Annotated in this window: 17 protein-coding genes and 1 tRNA gene; 10 read left to right on the top strand and 8 right to left on the bottom strand. The window is 32.6% G+C overall.

All coding sequences use genetic code 11. From position 1 onward, the window contains the following. Positions 1-196 precede the first annotated feature (196 nt). Together lpdA and C8D80_RS00980 are read right to left on the bottom strand one after the other, a co-directional pair. Positions 197-1,600 carry a dihydrolipoyl dehydrogenase gene (gene lpdA, locus C8D80_RS00985; protein ID WP_133606444.1) on the bottom strand — a complete coding sequence of 468 codons (1,404 nt, stop codon included), beginning with the start codon at positions 1,598-1,600 and terminating at the stop codon, positions 197-199. Positions 1,601-1,703: 103 nt separating this feature from the next. Further along, positions 1,704-2,156, bottom strand: coding sequence for an Lrp/AsnC family transcriptional regulator (locus tag C8D80_RS00980; protein WP_133606442.1), 453 nt, complete (start codon positions 2,154-2,156; stop codon positions 1,704-1,706). A 181-nt stretch (positions 2,157-2,337) separates the two neighbouring features. On the opposite strand from C8D80_RS00980, the gene C8D80_RS00975 reads away from it, so the two are divergent. The 7 genes from C8D80_RS00975 (at position 2,338) to C8D80_RS00945 (ending at position 10,968) form a co-directional block, all read left to right on the top strand. Continuing rightward, a complete protein-coding gene (locus tag C8D80_RS00975) occupies positions 2,338-3,540 on the top strand; it encodes an aminotransferase class I/II-fold pyridoxal phosphate-dependent enzyme (protein WP_133606440.1) in 1,203 nt (400 codons plus the stop codon). Between the two features lie 115 nt (positions 3,541-3,655). Beyond that, positions 3,656-5,113, top strand: coding sequence for a Na+/H+ antiporter NhaC (nhaC, locus tag C8D80_RS00970; RefSeq protein WP_133606438.1), 1,458 nt, complete (start codon positions 3,656-3,658; stop codon positions 5,111-5,113). 138 nt (positions 5,114-5,251) lie between these two features. After that, positions 5,252-7,438, top strand: coding sequence for a catalase/peroxidase HPI (katG, locus tag C8D80_RS00965; protein WP_133606436.1), 2,187 nt, complete (start codon positions 5,252-5,254; stop codon positions 7,436-7,438). Positions 7,439-7,690: 252 nt separating this feature from the next. After that, positions 7,691-8,326: a peroxiredoxin gene (locus tag C8D80_RS00960; RefSeq protein WP_133606434.1), complete on the top strand. Its 636-nt coding sequence runs from the start codon at positions 7,691-7,693 to the stop codon at positions 8,324-8,326. 94 nt (positions 8,327-8,420) lie between these two features. Continuing rightward, positions 8,421-8,729 (top strand): thioredoxin family protein, encoded by a 309-nt coding sequence (locus C8D80_RS00955; protein ID WP_133606432.1) that lies wholly within the window; start codon positions 8,421-8,423, stop codon positions 8,727-8,729. Between the two features lie 2 nt (positions 8,730-8,731). Then, entirely contained in the window at positions 8,732-8,989 is a 258-nt protein-coding gene (locus tag C8D80_RS00950) for a DUF6952 family protein (RefSeq protein WP_133606430.1), read from the top strand. A 248-nt stretch (positions 8,990-9,237) separates the two neighbouring features. After that, a complete protein-coding gene (locus C8D80_RS00945) occupies positions 9,238-10,968 on the top strand; it encodes a T9SS type A sorting domain-containing protein (protein WP_133606428.1) in 1,731 nt (576 codons plus the stop codon). 33 nt (positions 10,969-11,001) lie between these two features. Here C8D80_RS00945 and arsB read toward each other — a convergent pair whose 3' ends face one another. From arsB to rpsA, 6 genes are all read right to left on the bottom strand, one after another. Beyond that, a complete protein-coding gene (gene arsB, locus C8D80_RS00940; RefSeq protein ID WP_133606426.1) occupies positions 11,002-12,033 on the bottom strand; it encodes an ACR3 family arsenite efflux transporter in 1,032 nt (343 codons plus the stop codon). Positions 12,034-12,037: 4 nt separating this feature from the next. Beyond that, entirely contained in the window at positions 12,038-12,649 is a 612-nt protein-coding gene (locus C8D80_RS00935) for an arsenate-mycothiol transferase ArsC (RefSeq protein WP_133606424.1), read from the bottom strand. A 1-nt stretch (position 12,650) separates the two neighbouring features. Continuing rightward, a complete protein-coding gene (locus tag C8D80_RS00930; RefSeq protein WP_133606422.1) occupies positions 12,651-13,268 on the bottom strand; it encodes a class I SAM-dependent methyltransferase in 618 nt (205 codons plus the stop codon). Position 13,269: 1 nt separating this feature from the next. Next, positions 13,270-13,746, bottom strand: a complete 477-nt coding sequence (locus C8D80_RS00925; RefSeq protein WP_133606420.1) for a DUF6428 family protein — start codon at positions 13,744-13,746, stop codon at positions 13,270-13,272. 36 nt (positions 13,747-13,782) lie between these two features. Then, complete coding sequence (locus tag C8D80_RS00920) at positions 13,783-14,106, bottom strand: ArsR/SmtB family transcription factor (protein WP_133606418.1); 324 nt, start codon at positions 14,104-14,106, stop codon at positions 13,783-13,785. A 127-nt stretch (positions 14,107-14,233) separates the two neighbouring features. After that, positions 14,234-16,000, bottom strand: a complete 1,767-nt coding sequence (gene rpsA, locus C8D80_RS00915; protein WP_133606416.1) for a 30S ribosomal protein S1 — start codon at positions 15,998-16,000, stop codon at positions 14,234-14,236. A 244-nt stretch (positions 16,001-16,244) separates the two neighbouring features. Here rpsA and C8D80_RS00910 point away from each other — a divergent pair, with 244 nt between their 5' ends. From C8D80_RS00910 to C8D80_RS00900, 3 genes are all read left to right on the top strand, one after another. Then, on the top strand, positions 16,245-17,369 hold the full coding sequence (locus C8D80_RS00910) for a TlpA disulfide reductase family protein (RefSeq protein WP_133606414.1): 1,125 nt from the start codon (positions 16,245-16,247) through the stop codon (positions 17,367-17,369). Positions 17,370-17,533: 164 nt separating this feature from the next. Then, a tRNA-Tyr gene (locus tag C8D80_RS00905) sits at positions 17,534-17,615 on the top strand. A 342-nt stretch (positions 17,616-17,957) separates the two neighbouring features. After that, positions 17,958-18,470 (top strand): hypothetical protein, encoded by a 513-nt coding sequence (locus C8D80_RS00900; protein ID WP_133606412.1) that lies wholly within the window; start codon positions 17,958-17,960, stop codon positions 18,468-18,470. The last annotated feature ends 166 nt before the right edge of the window (positions 18,471-18,636 follow it).

Here is an 18,636-nt window from a genome sequence, read left to right as displayed (position 1 = left end):
AAGGCTTGGGCAAGTCAGGAAAGTACGCTGGTGTAATAAAATTTTAGTTATATTTGTTTGGTCAGTGCTAGAAGTTGCCACTAGTGCAAGCCGCATTACGTTAAAAAAGCTTTTTATGGCTACTCTACATTTTTAAAACATAAAAAAATCCCAAACTCAATTGAATTTGGGATTTTCATTTATTGTGAATTATCAATTACACGTGTAATGCTCTGTTATCTGTAGCTGCTAATGCTGCTTCTTTGATAGCTTCTGCAAATGTTGGGTGCGCGTGTGACATTCTTGAAATATCTTCTGCACTTGCTCTAAATTCCATAGCGGTTACTGCTTCTGCAATTAAATCAGCACATCTTGCTCCAATCATATGAACTCCTAAAACTTCATCAGTTTTGGCATCGGCTAAGATTTTTACAAATCCGTCAGTATCTCCACCAGCTCTTGCTCTTCCTAAGGCTTTGAATGGGAAACTTCCTGCTTTATAAGCTACACCATCTGCTTTTAATTGCTCTTCTGTTTTACCAACAGCGGCAACTTCTGGCCAAGTGTACACTACACCAGGAATTAAATTATAATCGATATGTGGTTTTTGACCTGCTAAAATTTCGGCAACCATTACTCCTTCTTCTTCTGCTTTGTGTGCTAACATTGCTCCACGAACTACATCTCCAATTGCATAAACATTTGAAGCCGAAGTTTGTAAATGATCGTTTACTTCGATTTGACCTCTATCCGTAACTTTTACTCCTGCTTTTTCAGCATTTAATCCATCAGTATAAGGACGACGACCTACAGAAACTAATGAATAATCACCTTCTAATGTGATGATTTCTCCTTTAGCATTTTCTGCTTTTACCGTTACAACATCTCCAGCTCTTTCTACCGATTGCACTTTGTGAGACGTGTAGAATTTCATTCCTTGTTTTTTCAACACTTTAGTCAATTCTTTTGACAAAGCAGCGTCCATTCCTGGAATAATTCTGTCCATGAATTCTACTACAGAAACTTGCGCTCCTAAACGTAAATATACTTGTCCTAATTCGATTCCGATAACACCACCACCAATAATTACTAAATGTTTTGGAACTTCTTTCAGTTTTAACGCTTCAGTTGAAGTGATGATTCTATCTTTATCTAATTTGATAAATGGTAAGCTTGAAGGTTTAGAACCTGTAGCAATAATAATATTTTTTGATTCGATGATTTCCGAAGAACCATCTTCTTTAGTTACTTTTACAGAAGTAGCGCTTTCAAACGAACCTACTCCATTGAAAACTGTGATGTTGTTTTTATCCATTAAGAATTTTACACCACCCGAAGTTTGATCCACAACTGCTTGTTTACGAGCAATCATTTTTTCTAAATTCACTTTTACATCACCAGAAACTTCAATTCCGTGGTCAGCAAAGTGTTGTAACTCTTCGTAATGATGAGAAGATGCTAATAACGCTTTCGATGGAATACATCCCACGTTTAAACAAGTTCCTCCAAGAGTTGAATATTTTTCAATAATAGCAGTTTTAAAACCTAATTGGGCACAACGGATAGCTGAAACATATCCTCCAGGTCCAGAACCTATAATGGTTACATCAAATTGACTCATGATTTTATATAAAGTTTGTTGTTTGACTTAAATTCGGATACAAAAGTAACGCTTTTTGAATTAATTCTTTGTTACTTTTTTGGTAAATTATTATAGGTGTTTCTTACAAAGTAAAAGCAGTCGTATTTTTAACTTCTCCAATCATGAATGAACTATGCGTACTTCCAATATGTTTTAATCCAGTAAGTTTAGTAACCATAAATTCACGAAACTCATCCATATCTTTAACATGTACTTTTAAAATGTAATCATAATCGCCACTAACGTGAAAACATTCTAATACTTCATTTAATTTTACTACTTCACTTTCAAAAGTGGTAACAAAATCTTTAGTATGTTGGATTAATTTGATGTGGCAAAATACCACGAAAGCTTTTTCTACCTTATTTCGATCTAGAATAGCAACATATTTGCTAATTACGCCTTCACGCTCTAGTTTTTTAATTCTTTCATAAACCGCGGTTACTGAAAGATTCAGAACCATTGAAAGTTCTTTTGTAGTTTTTTTTGTGTCTTCTTGAAGTAATCCAAGAAGTTTTTTGTCGATTGCGTCCATTGATTAGTTGTGTTGTTGTTTATTGTTATCGGCAAATGTAATGAAATCGAATAAAAAATAGAATTAAAAACTATAAATTAAAACAAAAATAGAATAAAAAACCAATTTAATCAATTACTATTGAATAATAATTTACATAATTCTATTTTTGATTTAAAATAAACAACTAAACATTAAAAATATGGAAAATTTCAATCCAGCTGACCGCATTCAAGATTTACAATATTTTGGTGAATTTGGTGGTGTAAATCCATCAATTTCAGACAGTTCAACTTACACTTTTCTTTCCGCAAAAACCATGTTCGATACTTTCGAAGGCAATGCAGAAGGTTGTTATTTATATTCACGTCATTCATCTCCAAGTAATTTATACTTAGATAAAGCTTTGGCTGCTATGGAAGGAACAGAATCAGCAAATGTATCTGCTTCTGGAATGGGCGCTATTACTCCTACTCTTTTGCAATTATGTGGAAACGGCGATCATATCGTTTCAAGTCGCACAATTTATGGTGGAACTTATGCCTTTTTAAAGAATTTTGTTCCAAGAATGGGCATCAAAACAACATTTGTTGATATTACTAAATTAGATGTAGTTGAAGCGGCTATTACGCCAAACACAAAAGTTTTATACTGCGAAACCGTAAGTAATCCTTTATTGGAAGTTGCTGATATTGCTTCATTGGCTAAAATTGCTAAAAAGCACAACATCAAATTAGTAGTTGACAATACGTTTTCACCTTTATCAGTTGCTCCAGCAAAATTGGGTGCTGATATCGTGATTCACTCGTTAACAAAATACATCAACGGAAGTAGTGATACGGTTGGTGGTGTAACGTGTGCTTCTCAGGAATTCATCAACAGTTTAAAAAATGTAAACGACGGAGCTAGTATGCTTTTAGGTCCAACAATGGATAGCTTACGTTCAGCTTCTGTGATGAAAAACATGAGAACATTACATATTAGAATGAAACAACACAGCCACAATGCAATGTATTTGGCAAACAAATTTGAAGCAGATGGAATTAAAACGGTTTACCCAGGTTTAGCAAGTCATCCAAGTCATGAAATTTACAAAAGCATGATTAATCCAGAATATGGTTTTGGAGGAATGATGACAATCGACGTAGGAAGTTTAGATAAAGCCAACGCTTTAATGGAATTAATGCAAGAAAGAAACTTAGGTTACTTAGCTGTAAGTTTAGGATTTTACAAAACATTATTCAGTGCTCCTGGAACTTCAACTTCATCTGAAATTCCTTTAGAAGAACAAGCAGAAATGGGCTTAACTGATGGCTTAATTCGTTTTTCAATTGGTTTAGATAACGATATTGAAAGAACGTATCAAATGATGAAACAATGTATGATGGAATTAGGTATTTTATAATTTCTTCCAAATAAATTTTCAAAAAGTCCGATTTAGTAATGAATCGGACTTTTTATTTTAACGATACTTTGTTGTAAAATATGATTTTTCTATATTGCAAGCTCAAATAAAACTAATGGATACAAAAATCAATAAGAATAAAGAATTAAAACTTTGGGAAGCATTAATTCCAGTAGTCGCATTAATTGGAATGTTAGCATTTAACGTATTTATATATGGAGATGCTTCTTTAGGAGGAAGTAATCAATTTGTTTTACTTTTAGGTGGTGCTGTAGCGGCAATTATGGGATATTTTAATAAAGTTTCCTTTCATAAAATGATAGATGAAGTAGCAAATAACATTAAATCTACCGCTGGAGCCATTTTAATTCTACTAATGGTTGGTGCACTTGCTGGAACTTGGATGGTAAGTGGTATTATCCCTTCAATGATTTATTACGGATTACAAATATTAAGCCCAGCCATTTTTTTACCAGCAACATTAATTATTTGTTCGGTAATTTCAATTGCAACTGGAAGCTCATGGACAACATCAGCAACTGTTGGTATTGCATTAATTGGAATTGGAGGAGCATTAGGATTTGATTTAGGAATGGTTGCTGGAGCTGTAATTTCGGGAGCCTATTTTGGAGATAAATTATCACCAATGTCAGACACAACCAACCTTGCTCCTGCTATGGCTGGAACTGATTTGTTTACGCACATCAAATACATGACATTAACAACTATTCCAACATACATTATAACCCTAATTTTATTCATTATTTTAGGTCTTTCTATTGAAGTAAAAGGCGATGTTAATACGAATGAACTATTAACAGCAATAACCACTTCATTTAATGTTTCGGGTTGGTTATTTTTAGTTCCAGTAATCGTAATTGGATTAATTGTAAAAAAGACAGAACCATTAGTAGCTTTATTAGTAGGAACATTATTAGCCGGAATTTTTGCTATAATTTTTCAACCTCAAATTATCAATCAAATTTCTGGTGTTGAAACAATGGATTTTAAATCAGCTTATAAAGGTGTAATGGATGCAATTACATCAAAAGTGGTTGTTCCTACAGAAAACAAAACCTTAGCAGATTTATTCACTTCGGGTGGTATGGCTAAAATGTTACCTACAATTTGGTTAATTCTTTGTGCAATGGTTTTTGGTGGAATTATGGATGCAATTGGTGCTTTAGCAAGAATTAGTGAATCCTTATTAAAGCTAGCACATACAACTTTTGGATTATTTGCTTCAACTGTTGGGAGTTGTTTAGCATTAAACATAACAGCTTCTGATCAATATTTAGCGATTGTAGTTCCTGGGAAAATGTTTGCAAAATCCTATAGAGATAAAGGATTAGCTCCTGAGAACTTAAGTAGAACGTTAGAAGACACTGGAACCGTAACTTCAGTTTTAGTACCTTGGAATACTTGTGGTGCTTATCAAGCAGGAACTTTAGGTGTTTCAACTCTTGATTATCTACCATATGCTTTCTTTAATATTATCAGTCCATTCATGACTTTAATTTTTGCTGCTTTCAATATTAAAATTAAACAATTAGTTAATACTATCAAAGAATAGATTTACTATAATTTTAATTTATACTTAAATAAAATTTAACCATTACTTTAACAAGGTGATGGTTTTTTTATTTGTAAATTAGCAAGTGTAGAAAATTAGAAAACAAACACTTACAATTATAAATTAAAATTATTGAATATGGAAAACTCAAACGACATTAGTAAATGCCCTTTTCATCAAAACCAAAAAGGATTAAGTGATGGTGTAAAGAATCAAGATTGGTGGCCTAAATCACTCAACTTAGATATTCTTCACCAACACGATACCAAAACAAATCCGTTAGGTGAAAATTTTAATTATGCCGAAGAATTTAAAAAATTAGACTTAGAAGCGCTAAAGAATGATTTAAAAACCTTTATGACCAATAGTCAAGATTGGTGGCCAGCCGATTGGGGACACTATGGTGGTTTGATGATTCGTATGGCATGGCATTCTGCAGGAACATATAGAATTTCAGATGGTCGCGGAGGCGCTGGAACTGGAAATATCCGTTTTGCACCTTTAAACAGTTGGCCAGATAATGGAAACTTAGATAAGGCAAGACGATTGTTATGGCCTATCAAAAAGAAATATGGTAACAAAATTTCATGGGCAGATTTAATGATTTTAGCCGGAAATATGGCATACGAATCAATGGGGTTAAAAACTTTCGGATTCGCAGGTGGTCGTGAAGATATTTGGCATCCAGAAAAAGATGTGTATTGGGGTGCCGAAAAAGAATGGTTGCAAAAATCTGGTGGTGAAGGAAGTCGTTATTCTGGAGAAAGAAATCTTGAAAATCCTTTAGCAGCCGTAATGATGGGATTAATTTATGTAAACCCGGAAGGTGTTGACGGACAATCTGATCCATTAAAAACTGCTCATGACATGAGAGTTACGTTTCAAAGAATGGCAATGAACGATGAAGAAACAGTTGCTTTAACTGCAGGTGGACACACAGTTGGAAAAGCACACGGAAATGGTGATGCTTCCGTTTTAGGTCCAGAACCTGAAGGTGGCGCAATCGAAAATCAAGGATTTGGTTGGATAAACCCTAAAGGAAACGGAAATGGAGCTGATACAGTAACAAGTGGATTAGAAGGTGCTTGGACAACACATCCTACACGTTGGGATAATGAATACTTTACTTTATTATTAAACCACGATTGGGAATTAAAGAAAAGTCCAGCTGGAGCAAGTCAATGGGAACCTATAAACATGAAAGAAGAAGATAAACCTGTCGATGCTCATAATCTATCTGTAAGAAGAAATCCTATTATGACTGATGCTGATATGGCATTAAAAATAGATCCTGAGTATAGAAAAATTTCTGAAAAATTTCATAATGACCAAGCTTATTTCTCTGAAGTTTTTGCAAGAGCTTGGTTCAAATTAACACATAGAGATTTAGGTCCAAAAGAACGTTATTTAGGAGCTGATGTTCCTGCAGAAGATTTAATTTGGCAAGACCCAATTCCTAAAGTAGATTACACTTTGTCTGATGCTGAAATCGAAGATTTAAAAGTAAAATTATTAAACAGCGGATTAACAAGAGCGGAATTAATTAACACCGCTTGGGATAGCGCAAGAACCTTTAGAGGTTCTGATTTTAGAGGTGGAGCAAATGGAGCGAGAATTCGTTTACAACCTCAAAGAAGTTGGGTAGCCAACGAACCTGAAAGATTACAAAAAGTATTGAATAAATTAGTCGAAGTTCAAGCTGGCTTATCGAAAAAAGTAAGTATTGCGGATTTAATTGTTTTAGGTGGAAGCGCAGCAATAGAAAAAGCGGCTCAAGAAGGTGGATTCAATGTAAAAGTTCCTTTCCATGCAGGAAGAGGTGACGCTTCGCAAGAAATGACAGATGCAGAATCTTTCGAAGTTTTAGAACCTACAAATGATGCTTTTAGAAACTTTATGAAAGCTAAATATGTAGTTCAACCAGAAGAATTAATGCTAGACAAAGCACAACTTCTTGGATTAACGGCATCCGAAATGACTGTTTTAATTGGAGGAATGCGTGTTCTTGGCACTAACTTCGGCGGAACAAAACACGGTGTGTTTACTAATAATGAAGGTATCCTAACCAACGATTTCTTTGTAAACCTAACCGATATGAGTTATAGCTGGAAACCAGTTGGTGAAAACCTATACAATATTGTAGATAAAAAATCAGGAGCAACGAAATGGACAGCAACAAGAGTTGATTTGATTTTTGGTTCTAATTCCGTTTTAAGAGCTTATGCTGAAGTGTATGCTCAGGATGACAACAAAGAAAAATTTGTCAAAGATTTTATCAACACTTGGACTAAAGTAATGAACTTAGACCGATTTGATTTAAAATAAAATTTCCATATTTATTATTGTTTTTCTAGTAATACCATCATTTTTTTGATGGTATTACTTTTTTATATCACTAAATTTTCACTTTACTTAATTTTAAAATCATTATTCAAAATCAGGAAATTTTATAAGACTTTTTCTCATAAATTTTTTCTATTATAATATTTGAAAATATAATAAATATCATGTTTTATTAGCCATTGTATTTGTAATTTCGCACTCAGAAAAACAATAATAATTTTTAAATAAAAAATCATGGCATTAGTAGGAAAAAAATTCCCAAACATTACAGTTGACGCAATTTCTTTTATGGGAGACAACTTAAGAATCAACATTTTAGAAGAAGCGGTTAACAACAAGAAAAAAGTAATCTTGTTTTGGTATCCAAAAGATTTCACTTTCGTATGCCCAACAGAATTACATGCTTTTCAAGCAGCATTACAAGAATTTGAAAAAAGAAACACTACAGTAATTGGTGCTTCTTGTGATACTAACGAAGTGCACTTTGCTTGGTTAAACACAGCAAAAGACAACGGTGGAATCGAAGGTGTAACTTACCCACTTTTAGCAGATACAACTAGAAACTTAGCTGCAGCTTTAGATATTTTAGATGCAGAATGGGTTTACAATGAAGAAGTAAATGATGAAATTTTAGAAGGTTCAAACGTAACTTTCAGAGCAACTTATTTAATTGACGAAGAGGGAAAAATTTTCCACGAAAGTGTAAACGATATGCCATTAGGAAGAAACGTAAACGAGTATTTAAGATTAATTGATGCTTACACTCACGTTCAAACTAAAGGTGAAGTTTGTCCAGCTAACTGGGAAGAAGGAAAAGAAGCAATGAGTGCTGATAGAAACAGTACTGCTGCTTATTTAGCTTCTCACTAATTCAATAACAAATTCAAGTTCAAGTTCAAGTTCAAATTTTCACAAGTATTAATTTTGAACTTGTTCTTGCCCTTGTAATTGAAATTTATAAACTATGTTTACAGAAATAGAACAAGATAATTTAGCGGAAGTAATTGCAAACAACGAAACAGTTGTGGTTCAATACTCAGCATCATGGTGTGGAAATTGTCGTATTATGAAACCAAAATTCAAAATGATGGCTTCGCAAAACGAATCAATTCCTTTCTTAATGGTTGATGCAGAAAAATTTCCAGAATCTAGAAAATTAGCAAAAGTGGATAATTTACCTACGTTTGCTACTTTCAAAAATGGTGTATTAGTTAATCAAACACAAACTAATAAAGCTGAAGTATTAGCCGAATTAGTTGCTGAAGTAATTTAATTATGAAATTACCCGTTATAAAACAGTTAACTCAATTTATTGAAGATAACGATCAAGATTATTTAGTAGAAACTATCGAAGTTTTAGAAAACCTTTGTGAAGTTTCTTCTTTAAAGGATGAAGAATTAGATGTAATTGCTGAACTAATTTCAAATATGTACGGAGCCCTTGAAGTACATCAAGCCATCAAAAATGGTGCTGACAAAAAAACCGCTTTAAACGATTTTATGAAGCGAGTTTTAGGTTCGATAGACAAATAATACTATTTTAAAAGAATGAATATATTAAGCTTTATGTGATAAACATAGAGCTTTTTTCTTTTAATCAACTAAATCACACAAAAATTATATGCATTCATAGCAATTTAACAATTTATTTATATATTGCACATTATTAAATTAAAAATAATGTGTATGAAATCGCCATCAACAACAAGTTTGCTCAAGCAAACACCAATAAATAAAAAGGCGATACCATATATGTCCGCTAAAAAATAAATTTAACATATATGAATAAAATTACTCTTGTAGCATCATTTGCCTTTTTATTTATTTCATCAATAGGTTTTTCACAAAACCAAAGAATCGAATTCAAACCTAGACAAGCTGAATTTGAATACTTTGAATATAGAAATGATAGTATATTCCCATTAAAAACTCCTATTGATAATTCTGCAAGTCGCATTTTTGAAAGCAAATTACCTTATCCTATCATTTTTATCCACGGATTAAATTCAAGTTCTGAAACATGGAACGACGCAACAGATTATTACGACACACAATATTCTTTTACATACGGTGGTCGTTTTGATTTTTGCTTAAACGCAGACAACAACAATGCTACTACAAATAAAAACTTTTTCCCTACTGCTGGAGCTGATATAGCTGCTTTTGAATCTTTCGTTCAAAATGGCGATTATTATTATGTGAATTTTAATGTGAATCCAAATGGCTCAGTAGGAACAACGGTTTTAAGTAACCAATCGGCAGTTGCTAAACAAGGAGCTGCTGTAAAAGTTGCTGTTCAACGAGTTATGGCTGTTACTGGAAAAGACAAAGTAATTTTAGTAGGTCATAGTATGGGAGGATTAGCTTCTAGAGAATACATTCAAAACTCATACAATTGGCAAGCAGACAACCAACATCATGTCGCCAAATTTTTAACATTAGGAACTCCACATGGAGGAAGTAATGCAAGTGACATTCCTGGATCATTTCTTACTGGAACAGAAACACGTTCTGAAGCGCTTAGAGACTTAAAAATAACTTATTATTATAGTGGTGAACCAAGTAGATTTTTGTTTGGTGGAATTGAAATAAATAATTCTAGCAATATGAATGAACACTTATTTGGCCCAGATTATTGGAACATAGATGTTAATTGTAACGGTACAATTGGTGATAATATAGTTGGATTAAATCAAAAACCAATTGATAACATTATTGATTTTTCATGTGTACTAGGAAGAATAAACGGATCTTCTTCAGACGGAGTTGTAACTGAAACTTCTGGAACTTTAGGTAATTATTTTACAGGAACTGGATTAACTTATCCAATAAAATATTTTTACTACACTTCTATTGGGATTGAAAATCACACCGCACTACCTAGTCAATACTATGAAATCATGCAAGGTTTGGATGAACCAAATGTTAAAGAATTATCATACAGAATAAGCACAAACAAAGATTATATTGGTTATACAACAGTTCAAAACCCAACAGGCGCAGATAATGACTTCTTTAAATTTACTATAGCAGACAATGTAAACGCAGTTGTTTCTGTTACTAGTATTGTAACTTCATCAATGAATGGAACTATTTTAAATTCCGCAGGAACAGCTGTTGGAGCTTCTCAAAATAATAGTGGAAATACTTTAAGCTTTACAAGAACTCTTACTCCAGGTGATTACTTCTTAAGATTAACGAGTACAAGTCCAACAAATACCAACTACCAAACACCATATCAATTTAATATTACCACTACTTTAAGTACTGGAGATAATAGTTTCGCTTCCTTTACTTATTATCCAAATCCAGTTAAAGATATTTTACATTTAGATAATATCAGTTTAACTAAAGCAAGTATTTATAGCCTATTAGGTCAATTAATTGAAACCAAATCATTTGAAAACTCAACTTCTAATACTTTAGATTTAACCAATTTAGAAAGCGGAATTTACTTAATTGTATTAGAAAACGATTTGGAACAGAAAACGATAAAAGTAATTAAAGAATAAAACGAAAAACGCTCTTAAACAGAGCGTTTTTTTTTATTTGTAATATTTCTTTCTCAACCAAAAGGCGACATTTACTAAAATTATCAAAGCGGGAACTTCTACTAAAGGCCCAATTACACCCGCAAATGCTTGACCACTATTGATTCCAAAAACACCTATAGAAACAGCAATGGCTAACTCAAAATTATTTCCTGAAGCGGTGAACGATAACGCCACAGCATCACGATAATTAGCACCGATTTTTTTAGCCACAAAAAACATTAAGAAAAACATAATCGCAAAGAAAATGACTAATGGAATAGCAATACGAACAACATCCATTGGTAAATCAACAATCATTTCACCTTTCAAGCTGAACATTACTACAATAGTAAAAAGCAAGGCAATCAAAGTAATTGGTGATACAAAAGGAATGAATTTTTGATTGAACCACTTATCTCCAATAAACTTTTTAATAGCAAAACGACTTATAACAGCCAATGCAAACGGAATTCCTAAATAGATTCCAACTGTTTGAGCAATCTCTGAAATAGTGATACTTAATTCTAAACCTTTAATTCCAAATAAAGGCAACATGATTTCCAAATAGAAATAAGCATACAAACTAAAAAAGAAAACTTGCAACAAACTGTTGATTCCTATTAAACCCGCTGTTAATTCTCGGTTACCTTCGGCTAGTTCATTCCAAACGATTACCATAGCAATACAAGGCGCAATTCCTATGATAATTAAGCCCATCATGTATTCTGGATAATCTTTCAAAAAGAATGTCGCTAATAAAAACATTAAAAAAGGACCTACAATCCAAGTGATGAAAAACGAAGCCGATAATAACTTAGGTTTTTCAAACATTTGAGGCACTTTAGAAAAATCAATTTTGGTTAAAGGTGGATACATCATTAAAATCAATCCAATAGCTAACGGAACATTTGTAGTTCCGGAAGAAAATGAATCGATGAAATTAGCTGAATTTGGAATGAAATAACCTATTCCTACTCCAATTAACATCGCTAAGAAAATCCAAATTGTTAAATATCGGTCTAAAAATCCTAATCGTTTTTTCATATGTTTACTTCTTTACATGACTAAATACAAAATACATTTCGCTTGCAATTTGTAAACTACGTTCAGCGTATTTTTCGTTCATTAAATCAGTTCCATCAAATGCTTTTGGATCGTCGTATTTGATTGGAAATCTAGCTTCTGCACCAAAAACCATTGGACAACCTTCGTCGGCGTTATTACACGTCATGATAGCTCCAAAGTTAGTTTTCGGATTAAAATCATCGAAATACGCTTTTGAAAAACAGATGATTGGATGTTGATTGTCATCGAATTTAACAGCGTAAACTGGATTTTGTTCTTCACTTAACTTCTGAATTTGAAATCCTTGATTTACTAAGGTTTCGCCAACTTTTGGAAACATTGCTGTTGCTTCCGTTCCGCCAGAATAGCAAAAAACATTCTTAATTCCGAATTGAAATGCCATCGTTTGTGCCCAAATTTGAGACAAATGACTTCTTCTGGAATTGTGCGTACAAATGAAGTTCAATCGAATTTCTTCGTTAGCATTGACTTTGTTTTGTATATAATCAGCTAATGGCTTTAAGACCGTCTTACGTTCCTCTGAAACTGCAATTTCAGCAATAGTTTCAATAGTTTTTGATAAATTCTCAAGCATATTATCTCTTTTTATAATGACAAAAAATGAAATTTTGAACGGTATCAAAAGGTGTTTCGTGGTCTTCTGTAAAACAGTTTTCTAATTCGAAATCTTCGCCAAAAACTGCTTCCATTGTTTCAACTGAGTATTGAGTTATAGGCAAACCACTACATTTTAAAGGCCCGTCTTCCGAGAAAGTTCCAATAATAAAATGTGCGTTTTGATTGGTATTTGCAATTACATTAGCTCTGTATTGTTCGATATCATTAGCTTCTGTAAAAAAATGAAAAGAGGCTCTATCGTGCCAAACATCAAATTTTTCATCCGATTGAAAATGTAAACTATCTGAAACTATAAAAGTGACATTCTTAGCTTTATCTCCTAATCGTTTTTTAGCGCGTTCAATAGCAGCATCTGAAATGTCTAACAAGAATAAATTCGTGTAACCTAAATCCAATAAACTATCAATCAAATAGCTGTCGCCACCGCCAATATCAATGATTTTGGCATATTTAGCTACTTTACAAGCTTGAATTAATTGAATTGAAGTCTTTGGTTCGTTTTGATACCAACTTACTTCATTTTCAGCTTTTGTAGTAAAAACCGTTTCCCAATGTTCTTTTTTAGTGTTTTCCATATTAACAACAACCTGAATCTGGTGTACAACAAGAGGTTTCTTTTGGTTTCCACTCGCCTATTTTAACTTTTAGTTTTTCTGGTGGAATACCGCAATTGTCTTTAGCCAAGCAATCAGTTAATTTTGATTTTAATTGGAAGCTAGTTCCGTCAAAATCTAAACTGAATTTCCCGATGGTTTCTTTCATTTGATATTCGACTTCAATTTCTAAATCTGGAATTTGCAATTTAGTTTCTGATAACTCTATAATGTGAACCAATTTCTCAGGATGTAATCTATGATCGTAATCGTTTGCTTCCCAAAGTTGGAAGTTTGCGACTTCTTCTGTACGAACAACTCCACCGCAATCGATGAAATGTTTAGTGATTTTACCTACTTCAGTTACATGGAAATGATTTGGTACTAAATCACCATTTGGTAGTTGAAAAGCTATGGTTGTTAGCTTTTTTAATTCGGATTTGATTTCTGATAATTTCATTTTTTGAGTAATTAGTGATTAGTAAAAAGTGATTAGCTAACAACATTTATTCTTTAACTTATGACGAATCATACCAAAGTGATTTTCTATTTTATCAATCGTATCTGGATTGATGCAATAACAAATAGCAGTTCCTTCGATGGTTCCTTTGATAATATTAGCGTTTTTTAATTCTTTTAGATGTTGCGAAATTGTAGGTTGTGCTAATGGCAATTCGTTTACAATATCACCGCAAATACAAGAATCAACAGTTAATAGATAATCAACGATAGCAATTCGAGCCGGATGTGATAAGGCTTTGAATAAAGTTGCCATTTCATTTTGCTCTAATGAAAAAGAATCTGATTTTGATGCTCCCATAATTTTTATAAATTATTATATTGCAATATTACGATAAACAAATATAATACACAATAAAAAATCCCGAAATTTCTTTCGGGATTAATTTTATAGATACTGAAACGAGTTCAGCATGACAAAAAGAAGATTATTTACCTCCTTTTTCCATTTTAGCTTTTAATTCAGCAAGAATATCGTTGTTATCACCTAAAGTAGATGTTTGAGCTGAACTATTTGATGTAGTTTCAACTGCAGTTTTAACATTTTTCTCTTCTTCTTCTCTGAAGATAGCTGTATGAGAAGCTACTACTCTTTTGAATTCTTTATTGAACTCAATAACTTTAAAGTCAGCAGTATCTCCTTTTTTCAATTTTTTACCGTCTTCTTTTTCTAAGTGACGTGTAGGAATGAAAGCAACGATATCGTCACCAAATTCTACAGTAGCTCCTTTGTCAACGATTTCAGCGATAGTTCCGTTGTGGATAGTTCCAACAGCGAATGCATCTTCGTATTTATCCCAAGGATTAGCAGTAGTTTGTTTATGACCTAAAGATAATTTACGACCTTCAACGTCTAATTCTAAAACAACTACGTCTAATTTATCACCTACATTTACAAATTCAGATGGGTGTTTGATTTTCTTAGTCCAAGATAAATCAGAGATATATACTAAACCGTCGATACCTTCTTCTAACTCTACGAAAATTCCGAAGTTAGTAAAGTTTCTAACGATACCTGTATGTTTAGAACCTACTGGGTATTTAGAAGTAATATCTGTCCATGGATCTTGTGTCATTTGTTTGATACCTAAAGACATTTTTCTTTCTTCTCTATCAAGAGTTAAAACAACTGCCTCTACTTCGTCACCAATTTTCATGAAATCTTGAGCACTTCTTAAGTGAGTAGACCATGACATTTCAGAAACGTGGATTAAACCTTCTACACCTTCAGCAACTTCGATGAAAGCTCCGTAATCAGCTAAAACAACAACTTTTCCTTTAACTTTATCACCAACTTTTAATTCAGCTCCTAAAGCATCCCAAGGATGAGCGTTTAATTGTTTTAAACCTAATTGGATTCTTGTTTTCTCATCATCGAAATCAAGGATTACAACGTTTAATTTTTGGTCTAACTCAAGAACTTCGCTTGGGTGATTGATTCTTGACCAAGATAAGTCAGTAATATGGATTAATCCATCTACTCCACCTAAATCAATAAATACACCGTAAGAAGTAATGTTTTTAACAACACCTTCTAATACTTGTCCTTTTTCTAATTGACCAATGATTTCTTTTTTCTGTACTTCAATATCTGCTTCGATAAGCGCTTTGTGAGATACTACTACGTTTTTGAATTCGTGGTTAATTTTAACTACTTTGAATTCCATAGTTTTGTTCACATATTGATCGTAATCACGGATAGGTTTCACATCAATTTGTGAACCTGGTAAGAATGCTTCAATTCCGAAAACATCTACAATCATACCACCTTTAGTTCTACATTTAACGAAACCGTTAACGATTTCTCCTGTTTCGTTAGCAGAAATAACTCTATCCCATGCTTTGATAGTTCTAGCTTTTCTGTGAGATAATACTAACTGACCTGTTTTGTCTTCACGAACGTCGATTAATACTTCTACTTTATCACCAACTTTTAAGTTAGGATTGTAACGGAATTCGTTTAAAGAAATAACACCTTCAGATTTAGCGTTGATATCAACGATTGCGTCTCTTTCAGTAATTCTAACTACAACTCCTTCTACAACTTCTTCTTGATCAGTAGCGATGAATGTTTTAGTTACTAATTCTTCGAATTCTTGTAAGTTTTTTTCATCTACTGGGTCAATTCCTTCTTGGAAGTTATGCCAGTTAAAATTCGCTAAAAACTCTTCTTGTGTTTTGTTAATTTCAGACATGCTGATTAAAAATTTGTATGCCGTGATTCTAGCGTTTCTTAATGCGAATAGAAAACAACAGCAGTGTTTTACATAAATGATTGATACCTAATGGAAACGCTATCCGCCAAAAGGTGCGCAAAATTACAATTATATTTTTGATTGACAAAACTTTGAAGTTAAGTTTTTACAGCCATTCTAACATTTATTTATGTTTTGTAACTGATTTATTTTAAATACATTTGCCAAAATTTAATCAATTAAAATGAAAAAAATAGTATTTATTATTACTTCTGCTCTTTTGTTTGTAGCATGTAACAATCTAAAAGATAATGAATTTCTTATTTCGGGAACTGCGAATGGAATTGAAAATGGTAAAAAAGTTTTTATAGAAGTACAAACCGAGACTGGAACGTTAGCCAAAGATACAGCAGTTGTTACAGATGGTAAATTTGAGCTTAAAGGAATAACTGAAGAAATTGATTTAGGATTTATCCGCATTGAAAACGAACAAATTAATTTACCTTTAATATTAGAAGAAGGTAAAATTGAAATCAATATTGTTAAAGATTCTTTACATAAGTCAACTTTAGGAGGAACTCCAAACAATGATAAATTTCAGAAGTTCAATACCGAATCGAGAGCTATTTCTGAAAAGGTAGCAAAATTTGAAAAAGATAACGGACCTGAAATGCAAAAAGCTCAGATGAGTAATGACACCGTTACTATTAACAAGCTTTTGAAAGAATACAAAAAATTTCAAAACGAAATGAACGACTATTCTAAAAAATTCATAAAAGAAAATCCAGATGCTTATTTATCTGTTTTATTATTGGAGAACTTTTTAATGAGACAATATTTAACTCCTGAAGAGATAAAATCATATTTTGAAGGCTTAGATAAAGACGTAAAAGAAACTAAAAGTGGTAAAAAAATAAAAACCGCTTTAGATTCAATGTCAGCTATAGTAATTGGAAAACCTGCTCCTAACTTTTCTGCTCCATCTCCTGAAGGAAAAACTATTTCTTTAAAAGAATCTTTAGGAAAAGTAACCATCATTGATTTTTGGGCTTCTTGGTGTGGACCATGTAGAGCTGAAAACCCAAATGTGGTAGCTTTATACAATGAATTCCACCCACAAGGATTAAATATTATTGGCGTTTCTTTAGACAAAGACGCTGCCAAATGGAAAGAGGCAATTTCAAAAGATGGTTTAATTTGGCCACATGTTTCTAATCTTAAACACTGGCAAGAACCTATTGCTAAACAATACAATGTGCAATCTATTCCAGCTACATTTATCTTAGATGAAAAAGGAAACATTGTAGCAAAAGACCTTAGAGGCGAAGAATTACGTGCTAAAGTTGCAGCACTTTTAGGTGTAAAATAAACTGAAAACTCTATAAATAAAAAAAATCTCCTTAGGGAGATTTTTTTATGTTTTTCATTTACAGAACATTATAAAATAGTAGGTAAAATTGTAAAAAATATCTTTGCAAGTATAAAAAACAATTCTATATTTGCAACCGCTTAGTCAAATAAGCAAGATGGCTTGGGGAGATACTCAAGCGGCCAACGAGGGCGGACTGTAAATCCGCTGATTACATCTTCGCAGGTTCGAATCCTGCTCTCCCCACAAAAGCACCTTTAACGAGGTGCTTTTTTTGTTTCTTATTATTCCTTCTATTGCATACATCTTGCATACACTATCCATACTTTATCTATACACTATCTATGGAGTATCTATGGAGTATCTACCTAGTATCCTCCTAGTATCCTCCTATTATGTATTACTTTATTTGCTCTTTGACAAATGAATTATTTCTATTTTATTTTTATATTTGATAGAAAATAATTCGGTTCCTAAGTTCGCAACCTCGCCAAGCGCCGGGACGTTAGCAGTAATATTATGAAAATCGTAACTTTTACACTTTTACTTTGCTTTACATTTTTAAGTTGCCAAAAAAATGAAAGTGTTTTGGAAACTGAACAAATTGCTTTAAATTCAGTTTTTAATTCTGTTGTAGATTCGGTTTATTTAAAACTTACTGAAAATAAAACAATTTCAAAAAATTTAAAACAAAAAACTATTGTAATTTATGATAGTCTAACAACTGACATACCAGGGTTTGTTCAGTTTCATGCAAAATATAAAACAGTCCAAAATCTTCACTTTGACACAATTTCCGAAAAAATATTACCAAAAATTGACTTGCTGGAATTAGAAAAAAAGGCAAATTTTAAATATTTACCTAAACTATCTGTAAGTCCTGATTCAATAAAAAAGAGTTATTGGAGTTCTAAAAATGCGCTTTCTGGAATTTTACTATTTTCTAAGATTTGCTTCGATGAACATAGAAAATATGGCGCCTTTAACTGTATTTATTCTGAAGGATATATTTATAATTCAAAATACTTTTTAGTCTACATTAAGAAAGAATACGGAAATTGGAAATTGGATGAAGTCACGGAATTTACTAGGATGTATTAAAAATACTACTGCTAACAGCGGTTTGCTTCAATGGCTACTTCCGGATTTTCCTACGGAAAATCCGCAGCTGAATGGAATGTTTTGTTATATTTGTAATGGCTTGGTGTTGGTTCAACGCCACTGAGAGCAAGCCGCAGAACGTTAGTGGCAAGCATAACAAGAAAGA

Origin of the sequence: Flavobacterium cheniae, assembly GCF_004363695.1 — a bacterium.
Lineage (GTDB): Bacteria > Bacteroidota > Bacteroidia > Flavobacteriales > Flavobacteriaceae > Flavobacterium > Flavobacterium cheniae.
Note: the sequence above shows the minus strand (reverse complement) of the source record. Positions and strands in the feature narration are given on the sequence as shown.